Raw genomic sequence first — 24,023 nt, forward strand, 5'->3', positions numbered from 1 at the left:
AGCTGGGGTCGGCCATGAGATAACCCGCCAATAGCTGCCATCAGCAATTATGTGCAAAATGGGGTATTGTTTCTGGCACGTGGCAATTTGAAAGGTGCGTCTGAAAATTTTGCTTTAATTGGCCAATTATGCGCCAGGATCGGAGCCATCACAGGAGAATTACGCGGCTTTGCGCGCAAAGCAACAGGAACCATAACCGCCATCTCTATGAAACAAGTTTTGGATGGCGCATTATTACTGATGCGCGATCGGATTAAGACTGCAGAGGCACTGGTGAATGAACCAAAGACTGACGTATTAGTCCAAGCCGAGGCGGTACGTTTGGAGCAGGTTTTGGTCAATCTGATGCAAAATGCGCTTGATGCGCGTGGGCAAGGGTTGGTCATTGATATCGACTTGATGGTCACACCATCTTTTGCGGAATTCGAGATGCGCGATAATGGTCCAAGACTAACATAAGCTGCACGCCTTGCCCTGTTTCAACCTTTTTCTACCACCAAACTTGACGAATTGGGCTTAGGCTTGGTCATTTCACGGCAGATCAAAGCCGACTTTGGGGGTGAGTTGGAGGCTTTATCACCCAAAACCCTATCACCCAGAAACCTATCATCCACAAGCGGAGCCAGTTTTCTCATTCGGTTGCAACCAGCAGCTTGTCTAACCACTTAAAGTGGCGCAACAGCCCCACGGGCATCAAACACAAAGCATGCCCCTTCAAATTGGCTCTCATCGGCTGGGACTTTATCCATATATGCCAAAATACCACCTTTGAGTTGGTACACATGTTGGAAGCCTTGATTGAGTAGATAAGCCGAGGCTTTCTCGCACCTGATGCCGCCTGTGCAATACATGGCAATTTTTTTATCGCGATCTGGGTTCAGATTTTCACTAGCCCATTGCTTAAACCCAGTAAAAGTCCGGATTGATGGGTCAACGGCTCCACGAAACATACCCGCCTGTGTTTCATAAGCATTGCGTGTATCAACCAACACAATCTCAGGGTCCTCAATTAAGGCGTTCCAATCTGTTGGTGTCACATAGGTTCCGGTACGTTGACGGGGGTCAGCATCAGGTGCCCGTAAGGTAACAATTTCACGCTTGAGACGCACTTTCATGCGCACAAAAGGATTGTGCTCCGCGGTGGCATATTTGATTTCCGCATGGGCAAACCGACCTGCAAAAATGGGATCATGGGTCAAATAAATCACAAAACGATCAATGGCATCTTGCGTGCCAGAGATCGTTCCATTTAGGCCTTCTGGGGCCGCCAATAAACTCCCCTTAATCCCTAATTGCCGTGTCGTTGCGAGTAAATCAACACGCAAGACTTCAAAGTCAGGACAGTCAGCAAACTGATAAAGGGAACAAATTGTAGCAGTCATAATCTGGTCTTAGCAAAAGCCAGCATGGCTTGGCACCCCTGGTGTGCATAGGCAAATTCATTTTTAACCATTAAGGTGATGATGACGCGGATCCAAATTCACATCAACCTGGGGAGCTTAGGCTTGGTTCAGCCATGCCATCTTGACCCAATCGAGACACGAATGTAGGGGCACGGTAGAATAATGACCCCCTGTGGCAATTTTGTTCACACATTCTAATTTCATTTTAGCCTTAGATGTACTAGTTGTCTGAGGCTAACTATAGTAGGTAACTCTGCGTAAGTAATTAAACTACTATTTTTGTCCCCGGTTCTAAAACCTTCAGTCTCAAGGGTAACACAATCATGAAGAGCATAAACCAGTAATGCGAGGATTAGGCACGTTTAAAACGAACAAAACAATTGTGAATGTTTATGCGCTCACCGCAAAAAAATCGCAGAAATAATTGACTTTTTAGCCTTGATTTGGTCGCCATCAAGGGGCACTGGCTAGATCTACACGCAGCGAATCATCGCAGATTACAGACTTAGACACGCGGGAGAGAAAATGTTCGGACGCCTCTTTAACTGGTTTTCCAGCGATATGGCTATCGATCTTGGTACAGCCAACACCCTTGTGTATCTTAAAAATCAAGGGGTTGTACTCAACGAACCTTCCGTAGTGGCCTATCGCCAGCGTGGCGGCCGCAAAGAAGTTCAAGCTGTGGGTCATCAGGCCAAATTAATGCTGGGCCGCACACCTGGTGAAATTCAAGCCGTACGTCCTATGCGCGACGGTGTTATTGCCGATTTTGAAGTCGCAGAAGAAATGATTAAGCACTTCATTCGTCGCGTTAATTCCAATAAGGGTTTCATGCGCGGTCGCCCTCGGATCATTATTTGTGTGCCCTCTGGGGCGACCCCTGTTGAGCGGCGTGCTATACAAGATGCAGCCCTCAACGCTGGTGCGTCAGACGCATTTTTGATTGAGGAGCCGATGGCCGCAGCTATTGGGGCCGGCTTGGCTATTGACCAACCTTCTGGCTCCATGGTGGTTGATATTGGTGGTGGGACCACAGAAGTTGCCGTTTTATCGCTTGAAGGTATTGTTTATGCCCGTTCAGTCCGGGTAGGCGGCGACCGCATGGATGAGAGCATCATCAATTATCTACGGCGTACCGAGAACATGTTAATCGGTGAAACCACAGCTGAGCGGATTAAAAAGGAAATCGGCTATGCTTTACCACCAGCTGATGGGTATGGCCTATCACTTTCGGTTAAGGGACGCGACTTACTCAATGGCGTGCCACGCGAAATTCAGATCTCAGAACAATTAATTTCTGAAGCTCTATCTGATCCGGTTGATGAAATCATTGAGGCTGTCCGCGTGGCTCTCGAAACTACCCCACCTGAACTTGCGGCCGATATTGTCGAAAAGGGCATTATGTTAACTGGCGGGGGGGCATTATTGCGTAACTTGGATGTCGTGCTGCGAGAGCGCACCGGGCTACCTGTTTCGGTTGCCGATGATGCCTTATCTTGTGTTGTGTTGGGTACAGGCAAATGTGTCGATAATTTTGAACAATGGAAGGGCGTTTTGTCCAAAGTGTGATCGCACACGATCAGCGAAAATCCGGTTTAGAGGTAGTAAATTATGGCGCGAAGGGGCAATCGGCGAACCGGTGGAGCAGGGCCACTCATAGGTGTGGCAGTATTAACGGCTTTGGTTTCCGTGTCCGTGACTATGGTGCTCACCAACGGTCGATCAGGATTACTGGCAGAGATTGGCTCGGAAATATCTGGGGCCTTTGGCCGTGTGATGATGGTGCCTGTGCGCTGGGTTGAAGAAGTACAGTCTTCTGTCACCTCTTTTTTAGGTGGCGCGGTTTTAAATCAACAGCTCAAAGAAGAAAATCGCGCACTTTTGCAATGGCGTGATCAGGCCCGGGCTATGGCTGAACGGCTCGATGCTTATGAAAAGCTGCATGGGGTTAGATCTGAAAAACTACCCCAGGGCTTGACCGGGCGGCTGATTGCTGAAAGCGATGGGCCCTTTTCACAGGCTGGAGTCATCAATATAGGCAGTAAGGCCGGCGTTAAAGTGAATTGGATCGTTTTGAACCAAAATGGCTTGGTTGGCCGGGTGATTGCCATTGGACCTGAAACCGCCCGCGTTCTCTTTTTGGCCGATGGTGATAGCAAGGTGCCTGTGATGGGCGAGATAACACGCGCCCGCGCGATTGCCAGCGGTGACAAGAGCTTAGCCCCAAAACTTGCCCATTTGAATACGCCAATTTTGATGCGCGATGGGGAGCGAGTGATGACATCAGGTGATGATGGTATATTCCCGCGCGGGATTGCCGTCGGTCAAGCAGGTATCGCTCCCGATCGGCAATGGCGTGTCCGTTTGGCTTCAAGTAACTCACCTATTGATTTTGTTCGGGTTATACCGCCTTCCAACTTCCCACCCCCGCTTGATCCGGTGACTCCACCCATTTTACCGCCATCGCCCCGTGAACATGGTTCGACTTCTTCTGTCCAAGGTGCTGTCTTACCCTTGGCTGTGGGGGCAGCAGCTGTACCCTCGGCACCAACCCCCGAAGCCATTCGCGCCGCTCAAACAGGCGCAAATCGGGACTCTGATAGGGTGCCTGACGTAAAAGCGCGCCTGGCTCAAAAGCGCAAAACACCTGACAAAGCCGCTCAATCTAAGGCGGTTCCAGCCGATGAGGGGGTAAGTCCCACGCCAACCAGTTCTCCCCCTGTGCAACCGGCCGGGGTAACCACCCCGTGAGCACGCTTTTGCCTGGCCGCCCATCGACCAGGCCTCGACTATGGATAGGGACCGGTTTAGTAGCCACGACCAGCCTGTTGAACCTAATCCCATTCGGGATAGGGCCTTTGCAACCGCTTTGGCCTTCGGCGCTGTTATGGGCATCATGCGGCTGGGCCAATCAGGGCCCTAATGCGGTAATCAGTGCTCTGCTGTTTGGACTTGGACTTTGGGTAGACGTTTTGACCGGTGGTCCATTCGGGGTTTGGGCGATGATTGGCCTTATCGCATACGGACTAACGATGACCTCGGCCCAATTTAGTGTCGCTTTGGCTGCTACGGCGCGTGGTCGGGCAACCATCACTGGCATTTTCTTCTTTCTTGCCGCCCTGATTTTTGGTATTTTCAGTGGTAAAGGTATCAATCTTTTTGCCATTTCATTACCTATTCTTACGGCGATAGGTTTATATCCCTTTGTCGCGCAATGGTTTGATCTGTCGGAGAATGAGGTGTGAACTTAGGTGACGATCCCGATTTATTCAGCCGCCGCGCCGTGATCTTATCCACATTTGGCGGACTTTATTTTGCCGTTCTGGGTCTACGTATGGCCCAACTGCAAATTTTTGAGAATGATGAATTCCGCGTCGAAGCTGCTGCAAATCAGTTTAACTTGGTCATCAATCCAGCTTCACGTGGACCCGTTTATGATCGCTTTGGGGTGCCGCTGGCTGTTAATCGGCGTGACTTTCGGGTCTCCATCATGCGCGACGATGTTAAGGATTTACCATCTACGATTAACGCCTTGGCGGCCATTTTACATTTATCTCCTGAAAAGGCGGCTGCCTGCCTTCGTGAAGCTAAATCTGCCCCCCGTTTCATGCCGGCCATGGTTGCTGAAAACCTATCTTGGGAGGAGTTTTCGCGGGTTAGTGTCTTTGGCGCATCTTATCCCGGTGTTCGATGCGAAATGGGTGAGGCACGTAATTACCCTTTAGCAGAAACCATGGCCCATGTGCTGGGCTATGTCGCGCGGGCCAATGACAAAGACCTTCTCAACGATGCTCAAGCCCGCCACCCAGGAATCCGTGTTGGGAAAGAAGGCATTGAAAAATCACAAGAACTTGGATTGCGTGGCACGCACGGCGCGACGAAGGTTGAGGTCAATGCCCATGGCCGGGTTATCCGCGAAGTTGTGGATCCACGCCTAACGGCAAAAAGTGGCTCCCCCATCGTCCTCACCATTGATGCTGAGATCCAGCAAATTGCCTATGATCAGTTTCAGGCAAAAGAAAAGCGCCCCGCAGAAGCTGGCTCGGCCGTCGTCATGGATATTCGTACGGGAGAATTACTGGCTTTGGTATCTGCCCCAGCCTTTGACCCCAATAAATTTGTCGATGGAATTAATCGAGCCGATTTCGCTGACTATAATCAATCTGAAATGCGCCCCCTTTATCACAAAGCGGTTCGCGGCATATATCCGCCAGGTTCAACTTATAAGATGGTCACAGCCTTAGCAGCTTTGGAAGCTAAAGTTACCAAACCTGAAGAAATCATCAATTGCCCAGGATATTATATGTTGGGCAATCACCGTTTCCATTGTCATTCAAGACGGGGACACGGGAGGGTCAATCTTCACACTGCGATTAAAGTATCCTGCGACGTTTATTTCTACGAAATGGGCCGTCGTATCGGTGGGGAACACATGGCCGAAGTTGCACGCGGATTTGGCTTTGGACAACGCTTTGATATTGGTATCCCTGGAGTAGCATCCTCGGTGGTACCCGACAACGCTTGGAAACTTGAAAATCGTGGCCAGTCTTGGCAGGATTACGATTCGCTCAATGTTGCGATCGGCCAAGGGCTCATCACGGCAACCCCGTTACAATTGGCGATCATGACGGCAAGGATCGCGTCACAAGGATTGGCTGTTGAGCCACGTTTAATCCGTGAGGGGCCAGGTTCTGTCCCTTTAACTCCCTTTAAGCCTTTGCCCTTTAACCATGAAAACATGCATCTGGTGCATCTAGGTATGATCGCCGTTTCCAACGAAGCAGGCGGTACTGGACGAGGTGATTTAGGCATAAAGGGTGTGACCATGGCCGGAAAAACTGGCACAGCCCAGGTTCGCCGGATCAGTATGGCGGAGCGGCGGGTGGGGGTGCGCTCTAACGCATCCTTACCATGGCGCCAGCGCGACCATGCTTTGTTTGTATGTTACGCCCCCGCCGACAATCCTAAATATTGTTGCGCCGTCGTTGTAGATCATGGGGGCGGTGGGGGTGCTACCGCCGCACCACGGGCGCGCGAGATCATGAAAGCTACCTTGTTAAAAGACCCATCTGCACGTCCAGCTTTTACGACTAAAGCCAAGACCGCCGAACTGAATTCCACTCCCAACTTGCAACAAACCAAGGATGGGAAGGCATGACATTCTTACCTGATCTGGAAGGAAGTCGTGATAGCTTTTTTGGTAAATTGCGGCGCGTCGAATGGGGGATGGTGTTTATGATCGCAATGATCAGCGTGGTTGGCACCATATTATTGTTTGGAGCAGCAGGCGCACAATGGGAGCCTTGGGCTGGTGATCACGTGATCCGATTTTGTTTTGTTACTTGCTTGATGCTTGTGGTCGCAACTGTGGATGTCAGGTTTTGGTATTATTTTGCCTATCCTGCCTACATCGCTGTATTCGTCCTGTTGATTGGAGTTGAATTGTTTGGAAAAGTGGCTTTGGGGGCGCAGCGCTGGCTTGAAATTGGACCGATCCGTATTCAACCTTCCGAATTTATGAAAATCGCGCTGATTTTAGCTTTGGCACGATTTTATCAAGATGCCGATTCAGATCGCATGTGGACGTTGAGGGCGCATCTAATCCCCTTGTTGATGTTAGCCGCCCCGGCGGCTTTGATTACCTTGCAACCTGACTTGGGTACAGCGATCATGGTGGCTGGAGTTGGGGCCACCATGGTGATATTGGCGGGTTTATCATGGTGGTATATCGCCGCCGCCGGAGCGGCTGTGGCCAGCTTTGCTTTGATTGCATTTTTTGGCTTTATGGCAGAATTTCAAAAAAACCGCATTTTGACTTTTCTAGACCCTTCCCGCGATCCACTTGGAACCGGCTATCACATCACCCAATCAAAAATCGCCATTGGATCGGGCGGCCTGTTTGGCGTAGGCTATATGCAAGGAACCCAAAGTCAATTGGATTTCTTGCCTGAACGCCATACCGACTTTGTGTTTGCTATGTTGCTGGAGGAATTTGGCATGGTTGGTGGCGTATTTGTTTTGGGGCTCTATATGGCCGCTATGGCATATGGTATCTCGATTTCAATTGGGTGCAGACACGTATTTGGTAAGTTTTTGGCAGCCGGTGTTACCATGTTGATGTTTATCTATGTCGGCATCAATGCGGGCATGATTATGGGCCTGATGCCAGTAGTTGGTGAACCTTTGCCCTTTTTGAGTTATGGCGGCAGCGTAATGCTGTCTTTAATGTTTGGTATTGGCTTGGTGCAAAATGCCAGAGTCTATCGCGACAAATCCCTAGGCTCTGGCTTTAAATCTTCATCACGCTTGAGGTAAAATCACCCCATTTGGCCGCTACCCAACTGCACAGATGATTGGGAACCCCCTCCCCAAAAGAAGTAAGCTTAGTTAAACAAAAATAGAGCGGTCCCGTAGCTCAGCAGGATAGAGCAATCGTTTCCTAAACGATGGGTCGGGGGTTCAAGTCCCTTCGGGACCGCCAGATTGTGCGCATCACCGTGGCGATACATTCTATGCCGATCGAAGGGCCAAGGGAGGTCTGAGTGATGAAACCAGATCGACGTTTCAATATTCGGACAATACTAATTGATTAAAGCCAGACATTCGTCAGTCTTGGGTCTTGCCCGACATGGCCCCATTGAATGGGAGAAGTCGCCTGCCTTTATGGTCAGGGTGCACCATGGGATGGACAAAGCCAATGCGCGCTTAATCGATGGATACAACATAGTCAGGCTCATAATGATCCCTAAATGTTAACTTTAAGCTGAACGAGGGATATAGCATGGCCGCTATAGGCTTTGAGTTTTAAAAATTGTATGTGATCATGCATTAAAAAAGGTCAGGGCGAGAATAAGGCTTTCAATAAAATGGAGCGCGCAGCACAAGCTGCGCTTATTAGTCTCGATGCGGACCTCGTGGTCCGCGCTCCTACCTTGCTTTATCTTGTGGGCTGAAACTCGAATGCGGCCTTAGCATAGGCATAGCGTGGCGCAAGGGCGCACCGAAGCGAAATAGCCAATATATTCGCTATGGAGATGGTGCATTGCTAACGGAATGAACACTACGGCGCGGCGCGCATTGCTACGCGCAAGTAGCGTTGTAAAATGACATCGGCTTTTGGATTAACCTTACTCTGTCTTTGCGGGCGGTTTAGCTCGGATAGCATTGATCAAACGCGAATTCCCTTTATCCATCGTCGATTGTAACATCGCGTTAAATGCTGGCGACGGTCTTACGCCGGGATAAGCTATCTTCATTTCTGAGGAAGTCGCCGCATTTATTGAATAGTCCTGTCCAAAGATGTTTACATCAATCTCAACCGTTATGGGCGGGAAATTATTGGTAAGTTCGCTTGGATCAAACCAGCCACTATGCATGCGGTCTCGGCCACATTTTGGGGCGCGCCAGATTTTTGGAGCTTTCACATCCTCCATCCAATAACCGCCATAGAGACCAAAGCTTGCTGTGACTACCGACCAGGTTAAAGCACTGGATTCTGCTTCTTGGTTAAGATAAATATCGTATCGTCTGATAATGAGGTTGCCCGCCTGCCCTGGAAATGCCTCTGCAAGCGCATTCTCGAGCCGGGCGATTCTGTCGGCGGCAAAGACTGAGTCGCCAAGCTGCGTGACCCCATCGAAACAAGAAAAGCCCCCAGCCCAACCGGTCAGATTGATATCGAATTTGGTCGCATCTCGCTTTCTCTGATCAACAATTGAAAATGTACCCGAAAGGGTTGCAGGCGGCTTAAGTCGGCTTGCAAACATGTCCAAACGAGACTGCTCTTCTGGTGACAGTGGGGTGGAGACACATCCAACGACACACAATGCTAAGCCAATAAACCAAAACCGCATCGACCCCTCAAAAATTATCATAAAACGAACTAAACGCAGAGTTAAGGTCAGTCAATAACATTCCAAGATTGCGCTGCACGCTAAAGGGCACCCCGTTGCGCGCAACCCTCTAGCGCCCACCACAAGGCACGGCTAGAGAATTTGGGTGACTATTCCTTTAGACGCAGAACCCATCGGCTTTGTTGACCATGCACCCAGCGCGTGGCGGCCGTATTTGCGTTTATCGCGGTTTGATCGCCCGATTGGGTTTTGGCTATTGGCGCTTCCTTGCTTCATGGGGCAGTTTTTAGGCCGCGCTGGCATTGGGTTTTCGAGCTTAGACTTGGTTTTAATGCTGGCTTGGATCGTGGGGTCCATTGCCATGCGCGGGGCGGGGTGCAGCTTCAATGACCTCATTGACCGTGATATTGACAAATGTGTTGTGCGCACAAGCGGCAGACCCCTGCCCGCAGGTATGATTACCCCGCGCGAAGCATTCATCTGGACATTGGTTCAGTGCGGCGTGGGTCTTGGGGTATTGCTGATATTACCTACCCCGGCCCAGGTAGTGGCCTTATGCGCCATTCCTTTGGTTGGGGCCTATCCCTTTATGAAAAGGATCACCTGGTGGCCGCAAGTGTGGCTGGGTCTTACTTTCAATTGGGGAGTATTGGTCGGCTATGTTGCAGTCATGGGCAGCTTGGATGTCGCGGCGCTATGCCTTTATGGCGCATGTGTGTGTTGGACCATCGGCTATGACACAATTTATGCGCAGCAAGATGTTGAAGATGATGCTTTGGTTGGCGTGAAATCAACCGCGCGTCTATTTGGTGATCAAACCAAGATCTGGGTCAGTGGTTTTTATGGCGCATGCACGCTGTTGGTGCTGCTGGCATGTAGTTTAAAGGTGCACAGCGTGATCGCTTGGACTGTGGGCTTGGGTGCAAGCTTGGCCTTTGGCGCTCATCTCTTCGGACAAGCCCGGGCGTTACCTTCGCAGGGTGTGGCGCAAAACCCGCTTAGACTATTCAAATCAAACCAAATGGCGGGCTTGATTTTGGTCGTGGGGCTTGGCATGCAAGCATTGGTTGGCTGGATCATTTTCCCCTAGCCTTGGACGGAACGGAGCCTTGATATGAGTGAAGCCTTGGCCCAATGCGATCCAATTATGGCCAAATTGGTCGCCGCCCATGGCCCCTGCCCCATCCCCACGCGCGAAGAGCAAACCGCCTATCAAAGCCTATTTCGCGCGATTGTGTACCAGCAATTATCTGGCAACGCCGCAGGCACCATTTTAGGCCGCGTGCTGACTTTATGTGGCGATCCCACCACCGCACCCGATCCCGCCCATCTAATGAAACAGAGTGATGAGGATTTGCGCGCGTGTGGCCTGTCGCGTCAAAAAATTGCTGCCCTCAAAGACCTGTCCGCCAAGCGGATTGAAGGCATTGTGCCCGATAGCAAAGAGATTGACCATCTGCCCGACGAAGACATCATCGCACGCCTTACCGCCGTGCGCGGCGTGGGCCAATGGACGGTGGAGATGTATTTGATGTTCACGCTTGGTCGCCCCGATGTGTGGCCGGTGGATGATTTAGGTGTCCGCAAAGGTTGGATGATCGCCTATGGATTGGACGAAATGCCCAAACCGAAGGCCTTCAAAACCATGGCCGATCATCTACGCCCCTATCGCACCCAAGCGGCTTGGTATTGCTGGCAGGCTGTGGATTCGGTACTGCCTGATCTTTAACGCACTTAAGAAAGACTGACGGACAAGGATGATTGGCGATGATTTGGCTTTGTACTGGACTAATCCTTTTTTTAGGCGCTCATGGCTTTGTTCGCTTGATTGGTCCACGTGAAGAATTGATCACGCGATTTGGTCCCCAAGCCTATCGAGGCCTTTTTTCCTTGATCAGTTTAGCAGGCTTAGTGCTTCTAATTTATGGCTATAGCCTTTACCGCGATCAGGGCATGATCGAGGTGTGGGAGCCCCCGCGTTTTTTGGCTAATGTGACCTTGCTTTTAATGCTACCTGCGATGATTTTGCTGATTTCGACTTATGCACCGGGCAAAATCAAGGCCATGGTCGTGCATCCAATGTTGGGTTCGGTGAAGATTTGGGCGCTCGCGCATTTATTGGCGAATGGTGATTTGGGCTCCATGCTGCTGTTTGGCGGCTTTTTGGCTTGGGCGCTCTTTGCGCGCATCCGGCTGGGTAAGGCTGTGCGTGTTTCGATGCCTTGGGGCAGGGGCGATATGATCGCGATTGGCGGCGGTATTGCCGTCTGGCTGGGCTTTATGGTGGGCCTACACAAGCTGCTGATTGGTGTAGCCGTGGTGGGGTAAGATGCGCATCTTTTCCCTCAGACAAAGATGCACACCTTTGACGAGATTAGCTGTACGGCTTGTCAGCTGACGCCGCTGGGTCCTCTGCCTCTAGCGTGACAATCAATGGATTTGGAACAAGATCCAACATAGCGCCAGAGCTGGCATCAACACCTACCCCAATAATGCCGCCCACAATCACATTGCCAGCCATTCCAGCACCACCGGCACCTGAAATTTTGTTGATCACATTGCCAGTATAAGTCTTGTAGCCAGGCTTCGTGATCGTCACAGAAAATTGCGACTTACGAGGCATTTTAAATGAACAAGGCGTGGCAGCGCAGCTAAAGCCATTGGTTGTAGAAACCGCTGCACCGCCAGGTGTTGTTTGAACTGTAAAGTCGGTTTTAGTACCACGGGTAATTGTTGCGCAACTTGCAAGCGCCAGCACCGGAATGGCAATGGCTATGATTTTAGTGATTCTCATAAGTTTTCCTCATTGTTATGGTGCCAGTTATCAAGTTGGGCAAATCAGCGAAAGATAAATAAGTAAACATTTCAACATGTAAGCTATCCCCCTAGCCCATTCTGACTCTTGGACATTAAATAAGCTTAATCTCATGTCAATCTAGGGAAGCTCATCATAACTAAGTGTTTGAATGTGCAGGGGGGTGATTGGGGATGGTTGGTGTCTTGACGCTTCAACTCAGTATGGACTCAAAAGAGCACATTCTCCCAAGATTGCTAGCCTTCATCCTTGCTAATACGCGCCGTACTCACCCTGCCCATTGCCCTGAAATTCAATTGCATTTGGCCGATCACGCTGTAGCGCTTTGGCAATTGACGGAAGTGGAGCTGGCCAAACAAGGCTTGCCTCTGCCCTTTTGGGCCTTCGCTTGGGCGGGTGGGCAGGCTTTAGCGCGTTATGTGCTAGATCACTGCGAACTGGTCGCAGGAAAGCGGGTTTTAGACCTTGCCTCAGGCTCAGGCTTAGTGGCGATTGCAGCTACAATGGCAGGAGCCGTACACGTGACAGCTGCCGATATCGACCCTTATGCCATAGCAGCCATCGGCCTTAATGCCAAGGTGAACCGACAAGAAATTGACTGCCATTTTGGTGACTTGATTGGCCAAGAAGTTGACGCAGATATCATCTTGGTTGGCGATTTTTTTTATGAACGCGACATTGCCTACCCCTTGTTTAACTGGCTATTAGCGTGCCAGGCCAAGGGTATTATGATCTTGATCGGTGACCCAGGGCGCACCTATCTGCCCAAAGCCCATTTGAAGGAAGTTGCTTGCTATACCATTGAAGTATCTCGTGAACTGGAAGATAGCGATGTAAAGATGACAAGCGTTTGGGCACTCAGATAAGCGAGAGGGCAAAGCCTAAAACGAAGGAGTGTGTGGATGAGAAATTGGATTATTGTTTTGATCGCTTCTGCCTGCCTTGCAGGTTGCGCAGGCCCACAGCTATTAAACATGGCAGCCCATGTCCCAGGCAAAGTCGAACACAATATCAGCTATGGTCCCCTAACGCGCCAGAAGCTGGATATATACAATCCCAAAACGCTTCTACCTGACACACCGGTATTGGTCTTCTATCATGGTGGGTCTTGGCAATTTGGCTCAAAAGAAGACTATAAATTTTTTGGCACGAGCTTCGCGGCGAGTGGAGTACAAACCATTATAGTCAATTATCGGCTATATCCAGAAGTAGGATTTCCAGGTTTTGTAGAAGATGGTGCGAAAGCATTGGCTTTCATCCAACAATCCATCGCCAAGGATCGTCCTATTTTCATCGCTGGGCATTCAGCAGGTGCCCATATTGCGGCACTGATTGACCTTGATCCAAGATATTTAGCCGCAGAAGGTACGAACACTTGTGCCGGGGTCAAAGGGCTGATTGGTATCGCTGGACCTTATTTTTTTACCCCAATCGAGCCAGTCTATAAAGAAATTTTTCCAGCCACTACCCTAGACATCTCAATGCCTCTTCAATTTGCGGCTACACGTGCACCGCCAGCCCTGTTTTTGCATGGAACAGACGATACCATCGTAGAGCCCAAGCTGAGTGAAGAAATGGCACAAGCCCTGATCCAACATGGAAATTCGGCAGAATTAAAGCTTTATCAGGGGGTTGGGCATAATTTTATCCTTGGTGCAATCTCGCCTCTATTACGCCAAACCGCACCTACTTTGCGTGACACGCTGGACTTCATGCGTGCTCAAAAAGCACAAGGCTACCCTGGTTGCGCCCGGAAGGAAAAATCAGATGCGCCGCTTTGATCCAAGATCCCGCAACGTCTTGGGTGGGAAATTGGAACTTTGTTCGCTTGACCCCCTCACCGGTTGGTTTCGCAATGGCTGTTGCGAAACCGAGGGCCTTGACCATGGCACCCATGTTGTTTGCGCTGTGATGACCGATGCTTTCTTGTACCACCAGAAACAAGTCGGCAATGATCTTGTAACCCCGCGCCCAGAATTTGGCTTTCCTGGCCTTGTCGCAGGCGATCAGTGGTGTGTGTGCCTAACCCGCTGGAAACAGGCGCATGATGCAGGCTGTGCACCCCCTATCCGGCTCGAAGCCACCCATGAAGAGGCTTTGGTGGTGGTGCCACTCGAAACGCTGCAAACCTATGCAGTCAATTCGCCTCGCACGACATGAAAGGTGATGAAACACACATGGCCTATAAAAGCATGCGCGAGTTTATGGCGCGCCTTGAAACCGAACAAAAACTGGTGCGCATACAAGAGCCCGTGTCCACGGTTTTGGAAATGACCGAAATTCAAACGCGTTTGCTGGCAACAGAGGGGCCTGCGACCTTATTTGAACATGCGCTGATCGGTGATGGAAGTCGCGCGACCATGCCGGTTTTGACCAATTTGTTTGGTACCGTTGAACGCGTCGCCATGGGTGTGACCATGGGTGGCAAGGACCGTCGTACCGCCCAGGATTTACGTGAAGTGGGTGAGCTTTTGGCTTTCTTGCGCCAGCCAGAGCCACCTCGCGGTTTAAAAGAGGCCTTTGACCTCATCCCATTGGCCAAAACCGTGATGCAAATGCGGCCCAATACGATCAAAAGCGTTCGATTTGGTAAAGCACCCTGTCAAGAGATTGTTTGGCAAGGGGCCGATATCGACTTGTCGCGCCTGCCCATTCAAAGCTGTTGGCCGGGGGAGCCGGCACCTTTAATCACTTGGCCTTTGATTGTGACGAAGGGCCCCAGCGACAAGCGCGAAGATAATTACAATCTTGGCATTTACCGCATGCAGCAGATCGGCAAGGACCGCGCCATCATGCGCTGGCTGGCCCATCGTGGCGGCGCACAACATTATAAGCGGTGGAAAGATACCAAGCCCGAGCCTTTGCCTGCCGCAGTCGTGCTTGGTGCTGATCCTGGCACGATTTTAGCGGCTGTTACCCCCGTTCCTGAGACATTGAGCGAATATCAGTTCGCGGGACTAATGCGGGGCACGAAACTGGATTTAGTGGCGTGCAAAACCATTCCTATTGAAGTTCCTGCCCACGCCGAAATCATCCTTGAGGGCCATGTGCTCCTTGATGAATATGCCGATGAAGGCCCTTATGGCGACCACACAGGCTATTATAATTCAGTTGAAAAATTCCCTATCTTTCAGGTTTCGTGCATCACCATGCGCAAAGATCCGATTTATCTGTCAACCTTTACAGGCCGCCCACCTGACGAGCCCAGCGTGCTGGGCGAGGCGCTAAACGAAGTATTTATCCCCTTATTGCAGCAGCAATTTCCAGAAATCACCGATTTCTGGTTGCCGCCTGAGGGTTGCTCCTATCGCATTGCCGTTATCTCGATGAAAAAGGCCTTTCCGGGCCATGCCAAGCGGGTGATGATGGGGGCTTGGTCATTCTTGCGCCAATTCATGTACACGAAATGGATCATTGTGGTGGATGACAATATCAATGCGCGTGACTGGAAAGACGTGATGTGGGCGATTTCAACGCGCATGGACCCAGTGCGTGATATCACTTTGGTGGACCGCACGCCGATAGACTATCTCGATTTCGCGAGCCCTGAAAGTGGCCTTGGTTCGAAAATCGGACTGGACGCGACCAACAAAATTCATCCAGAAACCCACCGCGAGTGGGGCCTAGAAATCCGTATGGACGCCAAAATCATTGAAGCGGTCACCGAAAAATGGGGTCGCTTAGGCCTGCCAGGAGAAGGCAAGCCGATCTGGAAATAGGGCGTTGTCAAGCGACAAGATCTAAGCGTTGTAGCCGCTCTCTCACCATTTGGCAGGGTGCACCAGAAAAAGGGTGTATGCCCGCCACGCACCTCCAAACCCAATTGCCGTTGCGGTAAAGTTGGTCACCAGTGCGCGTACTATAGTGTTAGGTGTGACTTTGGGGTGAGCAGGATCGATGTTTTTCTTGGTAAAAGCGACATCGTTACAACCCCCGCAAAGATAACCATTGACGATTTCCATACTCATTCTTGCCTGTTCTAAGTCAACTAACCTTAGATGTCCCGGCACTCATTTTTGGTTACACTTGAATTTGTATGGACGTGCTTGGGAATGTATCCAATCAAATCCCAATTGGATTAGCCCTGGCCATTGTTTGGAGAGATTGATCTATTGGACACTGGCATTTCTTGCTTACAAAAGCTGAAAATTTGGGTCCAAAAACCAATGGGTTGATGGACGTAAACCCTATGGTATAAAAAAGCTCGCCCGCTGCCCAGCCTGCCAAAGCGATACCTAAGAGATCTTTCTTAAGGGCTTACCTAATCTGCCTCATCAACAACTGCAACTACCCCAACGCGCTTAGCTCAAAAATGTCTTAGGTGACAACACTTCACCTATATCCCAGCTAATGGCGATCTAATCATTGGCAATTTCAGATCATTCTTTTACCAAATGCACGCAACAAAGGGTGGGCAGGCATCTGCCATAAGGCATTCACAACAACCTAGATATACTAATCAAAAAAAACTACCACCTAATAAGCATCATCCTTGCAACAAGCGCAGCATCACGACTGCAACTTCCTGATTTATTTGGGGAACTGAATAAACCCTGATAAATCAACCATGCGCTGCGGCAACAGTTCGTCAAATTGCTCGCCCATCACGCGAACGAACGCTATACCTACCGATAATGCGACCAAGCCTAGAGCTATCAAGATTAGTCCCACGATCATGATTGCCATCGGCTTTCCCTCCTTGATTGAAACACGCTAACAGGCGAATACTGAAAACATATGAATAGATAGGTTCGCGTTCGCGCGTGCCTATTCACCAATTCTTAAACGCTACTTCGATGACGATTTGATGGTGAGAAAGTGGCAGACCAGTGATTATTGTGGAGACCCTAACCCACAGATGCTTTTAGCGCGGCTGCCCTTTATGTCAGGCTTAATAGTTTCATCATTTTTGGCTTGCTTTGGCAGATTATCAATCTGCGTCGACGCGAGTAGATTGTAATGAGAGACGGTGGATATGCCCCATTGATTCGGGCTAATCGCGCCCATGGTAATGCCATTGAAATAGCCCCAATTGCTTTTATTGGTCTATGTGCGTTAGCTTTCATTGGCAGCGCAATCTAGATTATAAATTTGGGTGGATTTTGTCTGACAGTGGGGTGGACCTTGCACGCTAAGGCCTGTCGGGTTTTGAAGGAACCTCCTTCGGCCGCACAGTCGGCATGCTTCTTTCGCTTATCGCCATGCTCTGGATCGGTGGCCCCTGTGTCCTTGGGGCTTTGTGAGGCACGTGACCGGCTCTCCAGGTTCAACAATCGTTCAATCACGCCTATATACGCGCTAAGCGTACTTTGAGATGTAGTTTGGGTTTTCCATTTACCTAATCTGGCACAAGTCCTGCGTTACCCACGGGCAATCAGTCCAATTGGCCCAAAATGGGGAATTCCAGATGAATTACGGCGCGTTGCATCCAGAAAGTCAGGCGTTTTTGAGCTCTTGGCAGGCTTTAAGCGACCTTGGATCCCACCATGGTGGGGATTCTGTTTTAACAAGGGACGCTTCAACCATCATTGATCGGATATTCCTGGCCCAACGGGTTGGCGAAGGGGTGTTTACATTTAAAACAATTGGCACAGAACTTAAATTCTGGACCGGGCGCGATTTACGCGACCATGAAGTGTGCAGCCTGTTTCACGGACCCGATCAAGCTTTGGTTCGCGCACTACTCGAATCTGCCATGTCAGCCCCAGGCCCTGCATTGGCGCGCGCTATTGCTTTTGGTGCAGGGGTTGGGCAGCGCGCCGAAATTGAACTGGCATTTCTGCCCTTGATTGAAAAAGGTGTCGGGGACAGGGTTTTAGGACTGTTTCAGCCTCTCTCCATGGACAACAAAATTTCCAAGCCTGTCTTACGCATTGCCCTCACCTCCCTATCACCACCTGCACCTAACATGCCCATTCGTCAAGGTTTACGATTGGTTCGTAACGAGAGTGAATGCTAAGTTGATCTGGTCTGAAATTGTAGAGCTGCCAATTCTTTATACAGGCCACCTAGAGCCATTAAGCATTCATGATTACCCCGTTCAACGATTTTGCCATGATTGAGCACTAAGATCAGATCTGCGCGCCGGACAGTGGATAGGCGATGGGCAACCACAATCGTGGTGCGCGTGCTCGCAAAACGCTCTAATGCTTCTTGAACGCGCGTTTCAGATTCTGCATCAAGTGCACTGGTCGGCTCATCCAACAATAGGATTGGGCAATTGCGTAAAATGGCACGCGCGAGCGCTACACGCTGGCGCTCTCCGCCCGACAAGCGCGAACCGCGCGGCCCGACTTGGGCCAACATCCCCCCGTCCAAGCGATCCACAAAGTCGCACGCTGCCGCATCTAGGGCCGCACGGACCGCCTCTGGACTAGCTTTTGGCATCCCCATGGCAACATTTTGGGCGATTGTGGCGTCAAACAGGGTCGCTTCCTGGCTGACAAGGGCAATGGTGTGGCGCAGACTGGCTAGGCTAACAAGACGGGTGTCAAACCCATCAACGCGCACATACCCAGAAGTTGGATCGAACAGACGAGGCACTAGATTCAAGATTGTTGACTTACCCGCCCCAGAAGGGCCAACCAAAGCGAGTGTTTGCCCGGGCTCTGCGGTAAAGCTCACATTATCAAGGCCATTACTGCCATCGGGCCAAGCAAAGGTTACTTGTTCAAACTCAATACGCCCTGGCCCTTTGGGTAAATGCATGGTCGGTTCGCGGTCGCGAATGCTGGGTACTTCATCTAAAACCGTGAAAAAACGCGCCAAGGCCGACAAACCCTCTTGGATGACGCTATTGAGGCCACCAAGGCTTCGCACAGATTGGGCCGCAAGAAGCAAAGATGCAATAAAGGCCGTTAATGTGCCCACACTTGCCGCACCTTGGGCGATCCGTAAGCCCGCAAATGCAAAAACGCCAGCAATAGCAAGCCCCCCCAAAACTTCTAATATCGGGTCAACGCGGCCTTTTTGCTCAGCCATTTTCAAAAGCAGCTTCATGCGAGTTGTGAGAGCACGCCCCACGCGCATGGCCTCAAAACCTTCCAATCCGTAGGACTTAACAAGCCGAATGCCGCCCATGCTTTCTTCAACCACCCCAGCTAAATCGGCGGCCTGTTGCTGAGCCTGCGCTGAGGTTTTTCGCAAGCGCGCGCCAATCATCGATACCGGCCCAATCGCCAAGGGCAGGATGATCAGGCACACAAGGGCAAGCTGCCAATCGCCCAATATCATCACGACGATGACGCCAACCAAGGTCAAACAATCGCGCACAAAACTATTGGCGGCGCGCAAGACCGCTTCACGCACTGCATTTATATCGTTCAAAAACCGTGCCGCGAATGCACCGGAAGGTTCGCTGTTGAGACGTGAAAAATCTAAGCTTAAAAGCTTAGCAAATAAGTCTTGCTGAATCTTAGTGGTCGCCGATAAGGCCACTTGATTGGTCAATAGGGTAGAGGCGTATAGGGCCAGCCCCTTGATCAGAGTCGCTGCGATGATCGCCAAAGGGCCAAGGATGGCAATAGTGGCTGGGGTCAAACGTCCAAAGACTTGCGCTTTTAAGGGGGCTGCCCCGCCGCTCAATTGGGCCAAGGCGTCAATCACCTGACCAAAGAGCCACGGATAAGTCGCCGACGCGGCTGCCACAATTGCCATTAAGAAGGTTGCCAAGGCCAAGCTAACCCCATCATGGCGCAACCAAACAGACCAAAACCGCTTGAGCAAATTGGCACTGGTTTGAGGTCTTGGATTTGTTTGGTCTGTGGCCACCAATGGCTCTGCTAGATTAGTGATCTTCATCGTCTGGTATAGGGCCGTTGGGATCGATCAACCGATGCGCGTGAATGACAAAATAGCGCATATGCGCATTGTCGACGCTGCTTTGCGCCGCATGCTTCCAAGCGTCGCGGGCCTGAGCATAATTTGGGTATGCCCCTACATAGTCCAGCTTCGTGAGGTCACGAAACTCAACAGAGTCGAGATTGCGCATCTCACCGCCAATGACAAGGTGTAATAATTGTTTTTTAGGGCTGGATGTGGTTTCCATTAGATCCTCAAGCAAGCTTTACATGGTGAACACGGCCTATCAATAAGCTATGCAGCCCCCTGCCAGCCACCACAAGGCTTATTTGACGTGGATTGGGTTGATTGTACATCAAGGCTGCCCCTTCATGAGTGGTTGCAATGGCCCCAGCCTCATCGACAATAACCGACGCGGCTACTAAGTCCCAATCCTGTTTTGCCGACAAAGCTATGGCCGCATCATACTGACCGCATGCGACAAGGCACATGCGGTAAGCAATCGAATTGCGGCTGACCACATCCATCTGCGGCCAAGGCGGTTGCCAAGCTGGGTGGCGAAACATGGCTGGATCCCCAAGCATCGCGCACCCTTCGATCGCATCACAAGTGCTTGGCGCAATCTCAACCCCGTTTAAGCGCGCACCGCCACCTTGTATGGCTTCAAACATTTCACCCGTCGCAGGGTTAAATACAACACCCAAAACCGGTACATTATGGTCTAACAGGCCAATACAAATGGTAAAATGGGGCTTGGCTTTAATAAAGGCGCGCGTCCCATCAATTGGATCAACTACCCAGCAAAAACGTGCGGAATGCCGCGAATGGTCATCGACACTTTCTTCAGACAACCAACCATAATTAGGACGTGCCTCTCTCAATTGCGCTTTTAAGAACGCATCTATGGCAATATCTACATTGCTCACAGGGTCATTGGGCGATTTATTGCTGACATCAAGCTCTTGGCCATAAAAGCGCATGGCCATGGCCCCAGCCTCGTTAGCTGCTGCCACTGCTAGGGCTAAATCCGCAGCAAGCGCCATCGCTTAAGCCCCAGCAATCGTCATCGAAGGGATCAAAATACTAGGGCACTCAATTGATGAGCGGCCTTCATAATCATTTCCAGGAATAAGGACGGCATACATATCAAGCAGATTGCCTGCCACCGTGATCTCATGAACAGGGCGCACAATCTGGCCTTGTTCAAACCATAGGCCCGAAACGCCAACAGAATAATCGCCCGTATTGGCATTAAAGCTAGGCGACATCGTTTCGATGACGAGCAAACCCTTACCGGCCTCGCGTTGCAGACCCACCAAATCATGCTCTCCGGGCATGAGTTTCACATTGCTTGTGCTAATTCCAGGTGCACCTCCAGGATTAAGCGCTGCGTGGCCTGTTGAACGCAACCCTAATTGGCGCGCACTAGCAGAATTGAGTAACCAGGTTTGCAAGACACCTTCGCAGATCAAATCACGGGGGGCGACTTGGCAGCCTTCCCCGTCAAAAGGGTGCGATGACCAACCACCCACCAAGTGCGGATTATCGGTAATTTGAATGCCTTTGGCGAAGACTTGGGTGCCCATTTTCTCGCGCAGAAACGAAACACCCCGTGCAATGGATGCACCAGAAATCGCGCCGAGGAAAAATCCGATCAAACGCGGCGCAACGCGGTTCTCAAATATTACCGGAGCGGTACAACTTTCTAGTTTCGTAGCACCTAAACGCAGGACTGCACGTGCTCCTGCGCGCTGGCCAATGAAAGTGGCATCGCGAAGCTCATTTAAAAATCGACTTGAATCGCTATACCAATCGCGTTCTTTTTGATCATCTCGTTCGGCAATGGCAGAGAGGCCCAAACCCCATGATGTGCCACGATAGCTGCCCAAAAAGCCATTGCTGGCCCCATAAACCACTTGGCTAGCCCCCCATTCAGCGCCAGAGCCAGCAGAATTGGTAACGCCCTTCTCTGCCAAGGCCGCTGCTTCGCTGATCAATGCGCGGCTTTCCAAATCCTCGATAGAAGGCGGTGTATCGTCCCACATGGCCAGATCGATACAATCTTTTGCAAGTGCCTCAGGCTCCGGCAACCCACACCATGGGTCTTCGGCGGCGGCCTTGGCCATAGCCACTACCCGCGAAGCTAGAGCGTCCAGCGCCGCTAAGCTGAAATCACTGGTTGAAGCACCAGCTTGCTTTTTACCTATCAGGACGCGCAAACCTACCGAAGAACTTTCTTCACGCGCCACCGATTCCAATTTTCCCATGCGCACTGAGACCGATAGGCTTTGACGCTCAACGCATGCCGCGTCAGCTTCTTGTGCCCCCAAGGATTTGGCGCGCGTTAACAGCCGATCTACGGCTTCATCTAGTTTAATCGTCATAGCTGACCTCTAGAGTGCGTTTTCACGGATGCGAAGCCACTTTCGCATCAAACGGGACAAGCTTCACCACATCCCGCAGCAGCTACCACCCATGCCGTACTTTTAATAAGTTGGATCCAGATTGGCGGTTATGAGCTCTTCGGCAAAAGCATCGGCATCGGCCTGCATGGCCTTTTGATTGCTCTGCGAAGTCTGCCAAGACTGAAAGGCTATAAATCCACCAAATCCAACAATCACCAGTGCAGCCAAAGCAGCTAAACGAACAGGCCATAGAGGGCGTCCTAAATTCTGTGCTTTATAAGCTGCCATCGCCGCCGCCTCAATCCTGGCTAAGGGCGGTGTAGGCACAGGTCCTGCTTGCTCCAACAGCGAGGCAAGGGGATCGCTAGAGATCTGGGTCATGCGGCGGTTCCTCCTACAGATGGTTGAAAAAATTCTTGTTTGTCGTCCTTGAGAGCCAAGCGCAAAGCGCGCCTTGCACGCGCCAATAAGGATTCGACCGCTTCCACACTAATCCCCAAAATCACACCAACTTCTCTGGCCGGTAAAGCATCATAATGGGTGAGAATAATCGCGGCACGTTGACGATGAGGAAGCCCTCCAAGTGCCCGATCAACCCGGCTTTGCATAACTTCTTGTAGTAAACCTGCATCGGGCAAAGGACTTGGGTCGCTTTGCTCTGGCAGGGTCTCCCCATAGACAAAACGTCTAGACTTTCTGAGCCTATCAAAGCACAGATTGGTCGTCACAAGATGGAGCCAAGTTTGAATACGCGCCTGACCTGGTTTCCAACTTGGTAAGATTTTCCATAGCCGGATCAGGGTTTCTTGGGTGACATCTTCGGCCTCTGCTGCATCATGGAGTAAACGCCAAGATAGGTTCCAGATACTTGGTGTAACCGCTTTCACCAAAGCACGGGCGGCAAATGTATCGCCGCGCCGTGCTTTTTCAACCAAACCAGCTAAAGGATCAAAATAATGCGGTTTGGACATGTGACCTTGACCAAGGGTTACTCGCGGTGCTCTTCACGCTCATGGCCCCTCTGATGATGGCCACCCTTCCGCCCAAGGCGGGCAGCTGCAGCGGCTTCCTCGCGCGTTAAGCGACCATCCTTATTCGTATCGGCACGTTCAAAAAGTGGATCTGGGCTGGCCATCCATTCATCCTTACTGATTTTTCCATCCTTATCAGTATCGAGCTGAGGTGGGAAAGGGGGTCGCTTCGTGGGATGTTTCATTTTTGCACGCATGTCCACCAGTTCGCTTTTATCTAAGCGGCCGTCCTTATTGGCATCAAAACGGGTAAATGAGTTATCGCCACGCGCTTGCGCCTCAGATTGCTTTTCTTCCGCCAGGCGGGCCATGCCTGCATCATACTCACTACGGGTGACCGACCCGTCTGCATTGGTATCAAAATCGGCCAGTAGATCGCGCTTCTCCCGCCGTGGCCCTTCGTCCCTAAGTTCGCGACGCACACCTAATTGCTTGGGGGGGCGGGGTGAACGCAAGGCGCGCATTTCTTCTTTAACGATGTAACCATCCTTATTGAGGTCCGCACGCGTAAACATACTGGCCCGCGCGGCCTTGACTTCTTGGATGGTGAGTACTCCATCCTGATTGAGGTCGGCGCGGTCAAATAAGCCCAATCCATGGGGTGGCGGCGGTGGTGTTGTCACTTGCTCTGCCATGATAGGACTGGCCATCAAGGCAAAAGCAGCAGCTATAAACATGAGTTTTAAGTGCATCTCTGATTTCCTTAGATATGTAGT

The 24,023-nt window shown here is 50.9% G+C and carries 25 protein-coding genes and 1 tRNA gene; 15 read left to right on the top strand and 11 right to left on the bottom strand.

The window, feature by feature from the left end; genetic code table 11:
* Positions 1-66: 66 nt before the first annotated feature.
* Entirely contained in the window at positions 67-459 is a 393-nt protein-coding gene (locus PsB1_RS08765; RefSeq protein WP_284360512.1) for a sensor histidine kinase, read from the top strand.
* Between the two features lie 206 nt (positions 460-665).
* Here PsB1_RS08765 and trhO read toward each other — a convergent pair whose 3' ends face one another.
* Positions 666-1,382 (bottom strand): oxygen-dependent tRNA uridine(34) hydroxylase TrhO, encoded by a 717-nt coding sequence (trhO, locus tag PsB1_RS08770; RefSeq protein ID WP_284360513.1) that lies wholly within the window; start codon positions 1,380-1,382, stop codon positions 666-668.
* A 546-nt stretch (positions 1,383-1,928) separates the two neighbouring features.
* Between trhO and PsB1_RS08775 the strand changes: the two genes are divergently transcribed.
* The 6 genes from PsB1_RS08775 (at position 1,929) to PsB1_RS08800 (ending at position 7,884) form a co-directional block, all read left to right on the top strand.
* Positions 1,929-2,972 (top strand): rod shape-determining protein, encoded by a 1,044-nt coding sequence (locus tag PsB1_RS08775; RefSeq protein ID WP_284360514.1) that lies wholly within the window; start codon positions 1,929-1,931, stop codon positions 2,970-2,972.
* A gap of 42 nt (positions 2,973-3,014) precedes the next feature.
* Positions 3,015-4,154: a rod shape-determining protein MreC gene (gene mreC / locus PsB1_RS08780; protein ID WP_284360515.1), complete on the top strand. Its 1,140-nt coding sequence runs from the start codon at positions 3,015-3,017 to the stop codon at positions 4,152-4,154.
* Between the two features lie 107 nt (positions 4,155-4,261).
* The gene (locus PsB1_RS08785) at positions 4,262-4,648 is read left to right on the top strand and encodes a hypothetical protein (RefSeq protein ID WP_284360516.1); all 387 of its coding nucleotides are present in this window, start codon (positions 4,262-4,264) and stop codon (positions 4,646-4,648) included.
* Positions 4,645-6,561 carry a penicillin-binding protein 2 gene (gene mrdA, locus PsB1_RS08790; RefSeq protein ID WP_284360518.1) on the top strand — a complete coding sequence of 639 codons (1,917 nt, stop codon included), beginning with the start codon at positions 4,645-4,647 and terminating at the stop codon, positions 6,559-6,561. The genes PsB1_RS08785 and mrdA overlap by 4 nt, the downstream gene beginning before the upstream one ends.
* Positions 6,558-7,718: a rod shape-determining protein RodA gene (gene rodA, locus PsB1_RS08795; RefSeq protein ID WP_284360519.1), complete on the top strand. Its 1,161-nt coding sequence runs from the start codon at positions 6,558-6,560 to the stop codon at positions 7,716-7,718. Before mrdA ends, rodA begins: the two co-directional genes overlap by 4 nt.
* 89 nt (positions 7,719-7,807) lie before the next feature.
* Positions 7,808-7,884: transfer RNA gene (locus tag PsB1_RS08800), tRNA-Arg, on the top strand.
* 646 nt (positions 7,885-8,530) lie between these two features.
* Here PsB1_RS08800 and PsB1_RS08805 read toward each other — a convergent pair.
* A complete protein-coding gene (locus PsB1_RS08805) occupies positions 8,531-9,256 on the bottom strand; it encodes a hypothetical protein (RefSeq protein WP_284360520.1) in 726 nt (241 codons plus the stop codon).
* A gap of 145 nt (positions 9,257-9,401) precedes the next feature.
* Between PsB1_RS08805 and ubiA the strand changes: the two genes are divergently transcribed.
* The 3 genes from ubiA to PsB1_RS08820 are packed head-to-tail and all read left to right on the top strand — an operon-like array spanning position 9,402 to position 11,584.
* A complete protein-coding gene (gene ubiA, locus PsB1_RS08810; protein ID WP_284360521.1) occupies positions 9,402-10,346 on the top strand; it encodes a 4-hydroxybenzoate octaprenyltransferase in 945 nt (314 codons plus the stop codon).
* A gap of 24 nt (positions 10,347-10,370) precedes the next feature.
* On the top strand, positions 10,371-10,985 hold the full coding sequence (locus tag PsB1_RS08815) for a DNA-3-methyladenine glycosylase family protein (RefSeq protein ID WP_284360522.1): 615 nt from the start codon (positions 10,371-10,373) through the stop codon (positions 10,983-10,985).
* 38 nt (positions 10,986-11,023) lie between these two features.
* On the top strand, positions 11,024-11,584 hold the full coding sequence (locus PsB1_RS08820; RefSeq protein ID WP_284360523.1) for an NnrU family protein: 561 nt from the start codon (positions 11,024-11,026) through the stop codon (positions 11,582-11,584).
* Positions 11,585-11,630: 46 nt separating this feature from the next.
* On the opposite strand, the gene PsB1_RS08825 is transcribed toward PsB1_RS08820, so the two are convergent.
* Positions 11,631-12,050, bottom strand: coding sequence for a PEGA domain-containing protein (locus PsB1_RS08825; RefSeq protein WP_284360524.1), 420 nt, complete (start codon positions 12,048-12,050; stop codon positions 11,631-11,633).
* A gap of 194 nt (positions 12,051-12,244) precedes the next feature.
* Between PsB1_RS08825 and PsB1_RS08830 the strand changes: the two genes are divergently transcribed.
* Genes PsB1_RS08830 through PsB1_RS08845 form a run of 4 tightly spaced genes read left to right on the top strand, consistent with a single transcriptional unit; the run spans position 12,245 to position 15,790 of the window.
* A complete protein-coding gene (locus PsB1_RS08830; protein ID WP_320412731.1) occupies positions 12,245-12,937 on the top strand; it encodes a class I SAM-dependent methyltransferase in 693 nt (230 codons plus the stop codon).
* Positions 12,938-12,973: 36 nt separating this feature from the next.
* Complete coding sequence (locus tag PsB1_RS08835; protein WP_284360525.1) at positions 12,974-13,852, top strand: alpha/beta hydrolase; 879 nt, start codon at positions 12,974-12,976, stop codon at positions 13,850-13,852.
* Entirely contained in the window at positions 13,839-14,231 is a 393-nt protein-coding gene (locus PsB1_RS08840) for a DUF2237 family protein (protein WP_284360526.1), read from the top strand. The genes PsB1_RS08835 and PsB1_RS08840 overlap by 14 nt, the downstream gene beginning before the upstream one ends.
* 17 nt (positions 14,232-14,248) lie before the next feature.
* Positions 14,249-15,790, top strand: a complete 1,542-nt coding sequence (locus tag PsB1_RS08845; RefSeq protein WP_284360527.1) for a UbiD family decarboxylase — start codon at positions 14,249-14,251, stop codon at positions 15,788-15,790.
* 811 nt (positions 15,791-16,601) lie between these two features.
* On the opposite strand, the gene PsB1_RS08850 is transcribed toward PsB1_RS08845, so the two are convergent.
* Positions 16,602-16,757, bottom strand: a complete 156-nt coding sequence (locus tag PsB1_RS08850) for a hypothetical protein (protein ID WP_284360529.1) — start codon at positions 16,755-16,757, stop codon at positions 16,602-16,604.
* A gap of 721 nt (positions 16,758-17,478) precedes the next feature.
* On the opposite strand from PsB1_RS08850, the gene PsB1_RS08855 reads away from it, so the two are divergent.
* Positions 17,479-18,030 (top strand): PAS domain-containing protein, encoded by a 552-nt coding sequence (locus PsB1_RS08855; protein ID WP_284360531.1) that lies wholly within the window; start codon positions 17,479-17,481, stop codon positions 18,028-18,030.
* On the opposite strand, the gene PsB1_RS08860 is transcribed toward PsB1_RS08855, so the two are convergent.
* The 7 genes from PsB1_RS08860 to PsB1_RS08890 form a co-directional block, all read right to left on the bottom strand.
* Positions 18,027-19,841, bottom strand: a complete 1,815-nt coding sequence (locus tag PsB1_RS08860) for an ABC transporter ATP-binding protein (protein WP_284360532.1) — start codon at positions 19,839-19,841, stop codon at positions 18,027-18,029. The genes PsB1_RS08855 and PsB1_RS08860 overlap by 4 nt on opposite strands.
* Before the next feature lie 16 nt (positions 19,842-19,857).
* Positions 19,858-20,118 (bottom strand): DUF4170 domain-containing protein, encoded by a 261-nt coding sequence (locus PsB1_RS08865; protein ID WP_284360533.1) that lies wholly within the window; start codon positions 20,116-20,118, stop codon positions 19,858-19,860.
* Between the two features lie 7 nt (positions 20,119-20,125).
* A complete protein-coding gene (locus PsB1_RS08870; protein WP_284360534.1) occupies positions 20,126-20,914 on the bottom strand; it encodes an inositol monophosphatase family protein in 789 nt (262 codons plus the stop codon).
* Positions 20,915-20,917: 3 nt separating this feature from the next.
* Positions 20,918-22,255: a TldD/PmbA family protein gene (locus PsB1_RS08875; protein ID WP_284360536.1), complete on the bottom strand. Its 1,338-nt coding sequence runs from the start codon at positions 22,253-22,255 to the stop codon at positions 20,918-20,920.
* 102 nt (positions 22,256-22,357) lie between these two features.
* Complete coding sequence (locus tag PsB1_RS08880) at positions 22,358-22,657, bottom strand: hypothetical protein (protein WP_284360537.1); 300 nt, start codon at positions 22,655-22,657, stop codon at positions 22,358-22,360.
* On the bottom strand, positions 22,654-23,247 hold the full coding sequence (locus PsB1_RS08885; RefSeq protein ID WP_284360538.1) for a sigma-70 family RNA polymerase sigma factor: 594 nt from the start codon (positions 23,245-23,247) through the stop codon (positions 22,654-22,656). The genes PsB1_RS08880 and PsB1_RS08885 overlap by 4 nt, the downstream gene beginning before the upstream one ends.
* A gap of 17 nt (positions 23,248-23,264) precedes the next feature.
* On the bottom strand, positions 23,265-23,999 hold the full coding sequence (locus PsB1_RS08890; protein ID WP_284360540.1) for an EF-hand domain-containing protein: 735 nt from the start codon (positions 23,997-23,999) through the stop codon (positions 23,265-23,267).
* Positions 24,000-24,023: the final 24 nt, after the last annotated feature.

The sequence above is a fragment of the Candidatus Phycosocius spiralis genome (assembly GCF_030158815.1).
Taxonomy (GTDB): domain Bacteria; phylum Pseudomonadota; class Alphaproteobacteria; order Caulobacterales; family Aquidulcibacteraceae; genus Aquidulcibacter; species Aquidulcibacter spiralis.

Excerpts from the sequence above, each read along its gene's own strand:
- trhO (WP_284360513.1), bottom strand. The coding sequence starts at position 1,382 with ATGACTGCTACAATTTGTTCCCTTTATCAGTTTGCTGACTGTCCTGAC.
- PsB1_RS08775 (WP_284360514.1), top strand. The coding sequence starts at position 1,929 with ATGTTCGGACGCCTCTTTAACTGGTTTTCCAGCGATATGGCTATCGAT.
- mreC (WP_284360515.1), top strand. The coding sequence starts at position 3,015 with ATGGCGCGAAGGGGCAATCGGCGAACCGGTGGAGCAGGGCCACTCATA.
- rodA (WP_284360519.1), top strand. The coding sequence starts at position 6,558 with ATGACATTCTTACCTGATCTGGAAGGAAGTCGTGATAGCTTTTTTGGT.
- PsB1_RS08805 (WP_284360520.1), bottom strand. The coding sequence starts at position 9,256 with ATGCGGTTTTGGTTTATTGGCTTAGCATTGTGTGTCGTTGGATGTGTC.
- PsB1_RS08815 (WP_284360522.1), top strand. The coding sequence starts at position 10,371 with ATGAGTGAAGCCTTGGCCCAATGCGATCCAATTATGGCCAAATTGGTC.
- PsB1_RS08820 (WP_284360523.1), top strand. The coding sequence starts at position 11,024 with ATGATTTGGCTTTGTACTGGACTAATCCTTTTTTTAGGCGCTCATGGC.
- PsB1_RS08825 (WP_284360524.1), bottom strand. The coding sequence starts at position 12,050 with ATGAGAATCACTAAAATCATAGCCATTGCCATTCCGGTGCTGGCGCTT.
- PsB1_RS08830 (WP_320412731.1), top strand. The coding sequence starts at position 12,245 with ATGGTTGGTGTCTTGACGCTTCAACTCAGTATGGACTCAAAAGAGCAC.
- PsB1_RS08835 (WP_284360525.1), top strand. The coding sequence starts at position 12,974 with ATGAGAAATTGGATTATTGTTTTGATCGCTTCTGCCTGCCTTGCAGGT.
- PsB1_RS08840 (WP_284360526.1), top strand. The coding sequence starts at position 13,839 with ATGCGCCGCTTTGATCCAAGATCCCGCAACGTCTTGGGTGGGAAATTG.
- PsB1_RS08845 (WP_284360527.1), top strand. The coding sequence starts at position 14,249 with ATGGCCTATAAAAGCATGCGCGAGTTTATGGCGCGCCTTGAAACCGAA.
- PsB1_RS08850 (WP_284360529.1), bottom strand. The coding sequence starts at position 16,757 with ATGGCAATCATGATCGTGGGACTAATCTTGATAGCTCTAGGCTTGGTC.
- PsB1_RS08855 (WP_284360531.1), top strand. The coding sequence starts at position 17,479 with ATGAATTACGGCGCGTTGCATCCAGAAAGTCAGGCGTTTTTGAGCTCT.
- PsB1_RS08865 (WP_284360533.1), bottom strand. The coding sequence starts at position 20,118 with ATGGAAACCACATCCAGCCCTAAAAAACAATTATTACACCTTGTCATT.
- PsB1_RS08870 (WP_284360534.1), bottom strand. The coding sequence starts at position 20,914 with ATGGCGCTTGCTGCGGATTTAGCCCTAGCAGTGGCAGCAGCTAACGAG.
- PsB1_RS08875 (WP_284360536.1), bottom strand. The coding sequence starts at position 22,255 with ATGACGATTAAACTAGATGAAGCCGTAGATCGGCTGTTAACGCGCGCC.
- PsB1_RS08880 (WP_284360537.1), bottom strand. The coding sequence starts at position 22,657 with ATGACCCAGATCTCTAGCGATCCCCTTGCCTCGCTGTTGGAGCAAGCA.
- PsB1_RS08885 (WP_284360538.1), bottom strand. The coding sequence starts at position 23,247 with ATGTCCAAACCGCATTATTTTGATCCTTTAGCTGGTTTGGTTGAAAAA.
- PsB1_RS08890 (WP_284360540.1), bottom strand. The coding sequence starts at position 23,999 with ATGCACTTAAAACTCATGTTTATAGCTGCTGCTTTTGCCTTGATGGCC.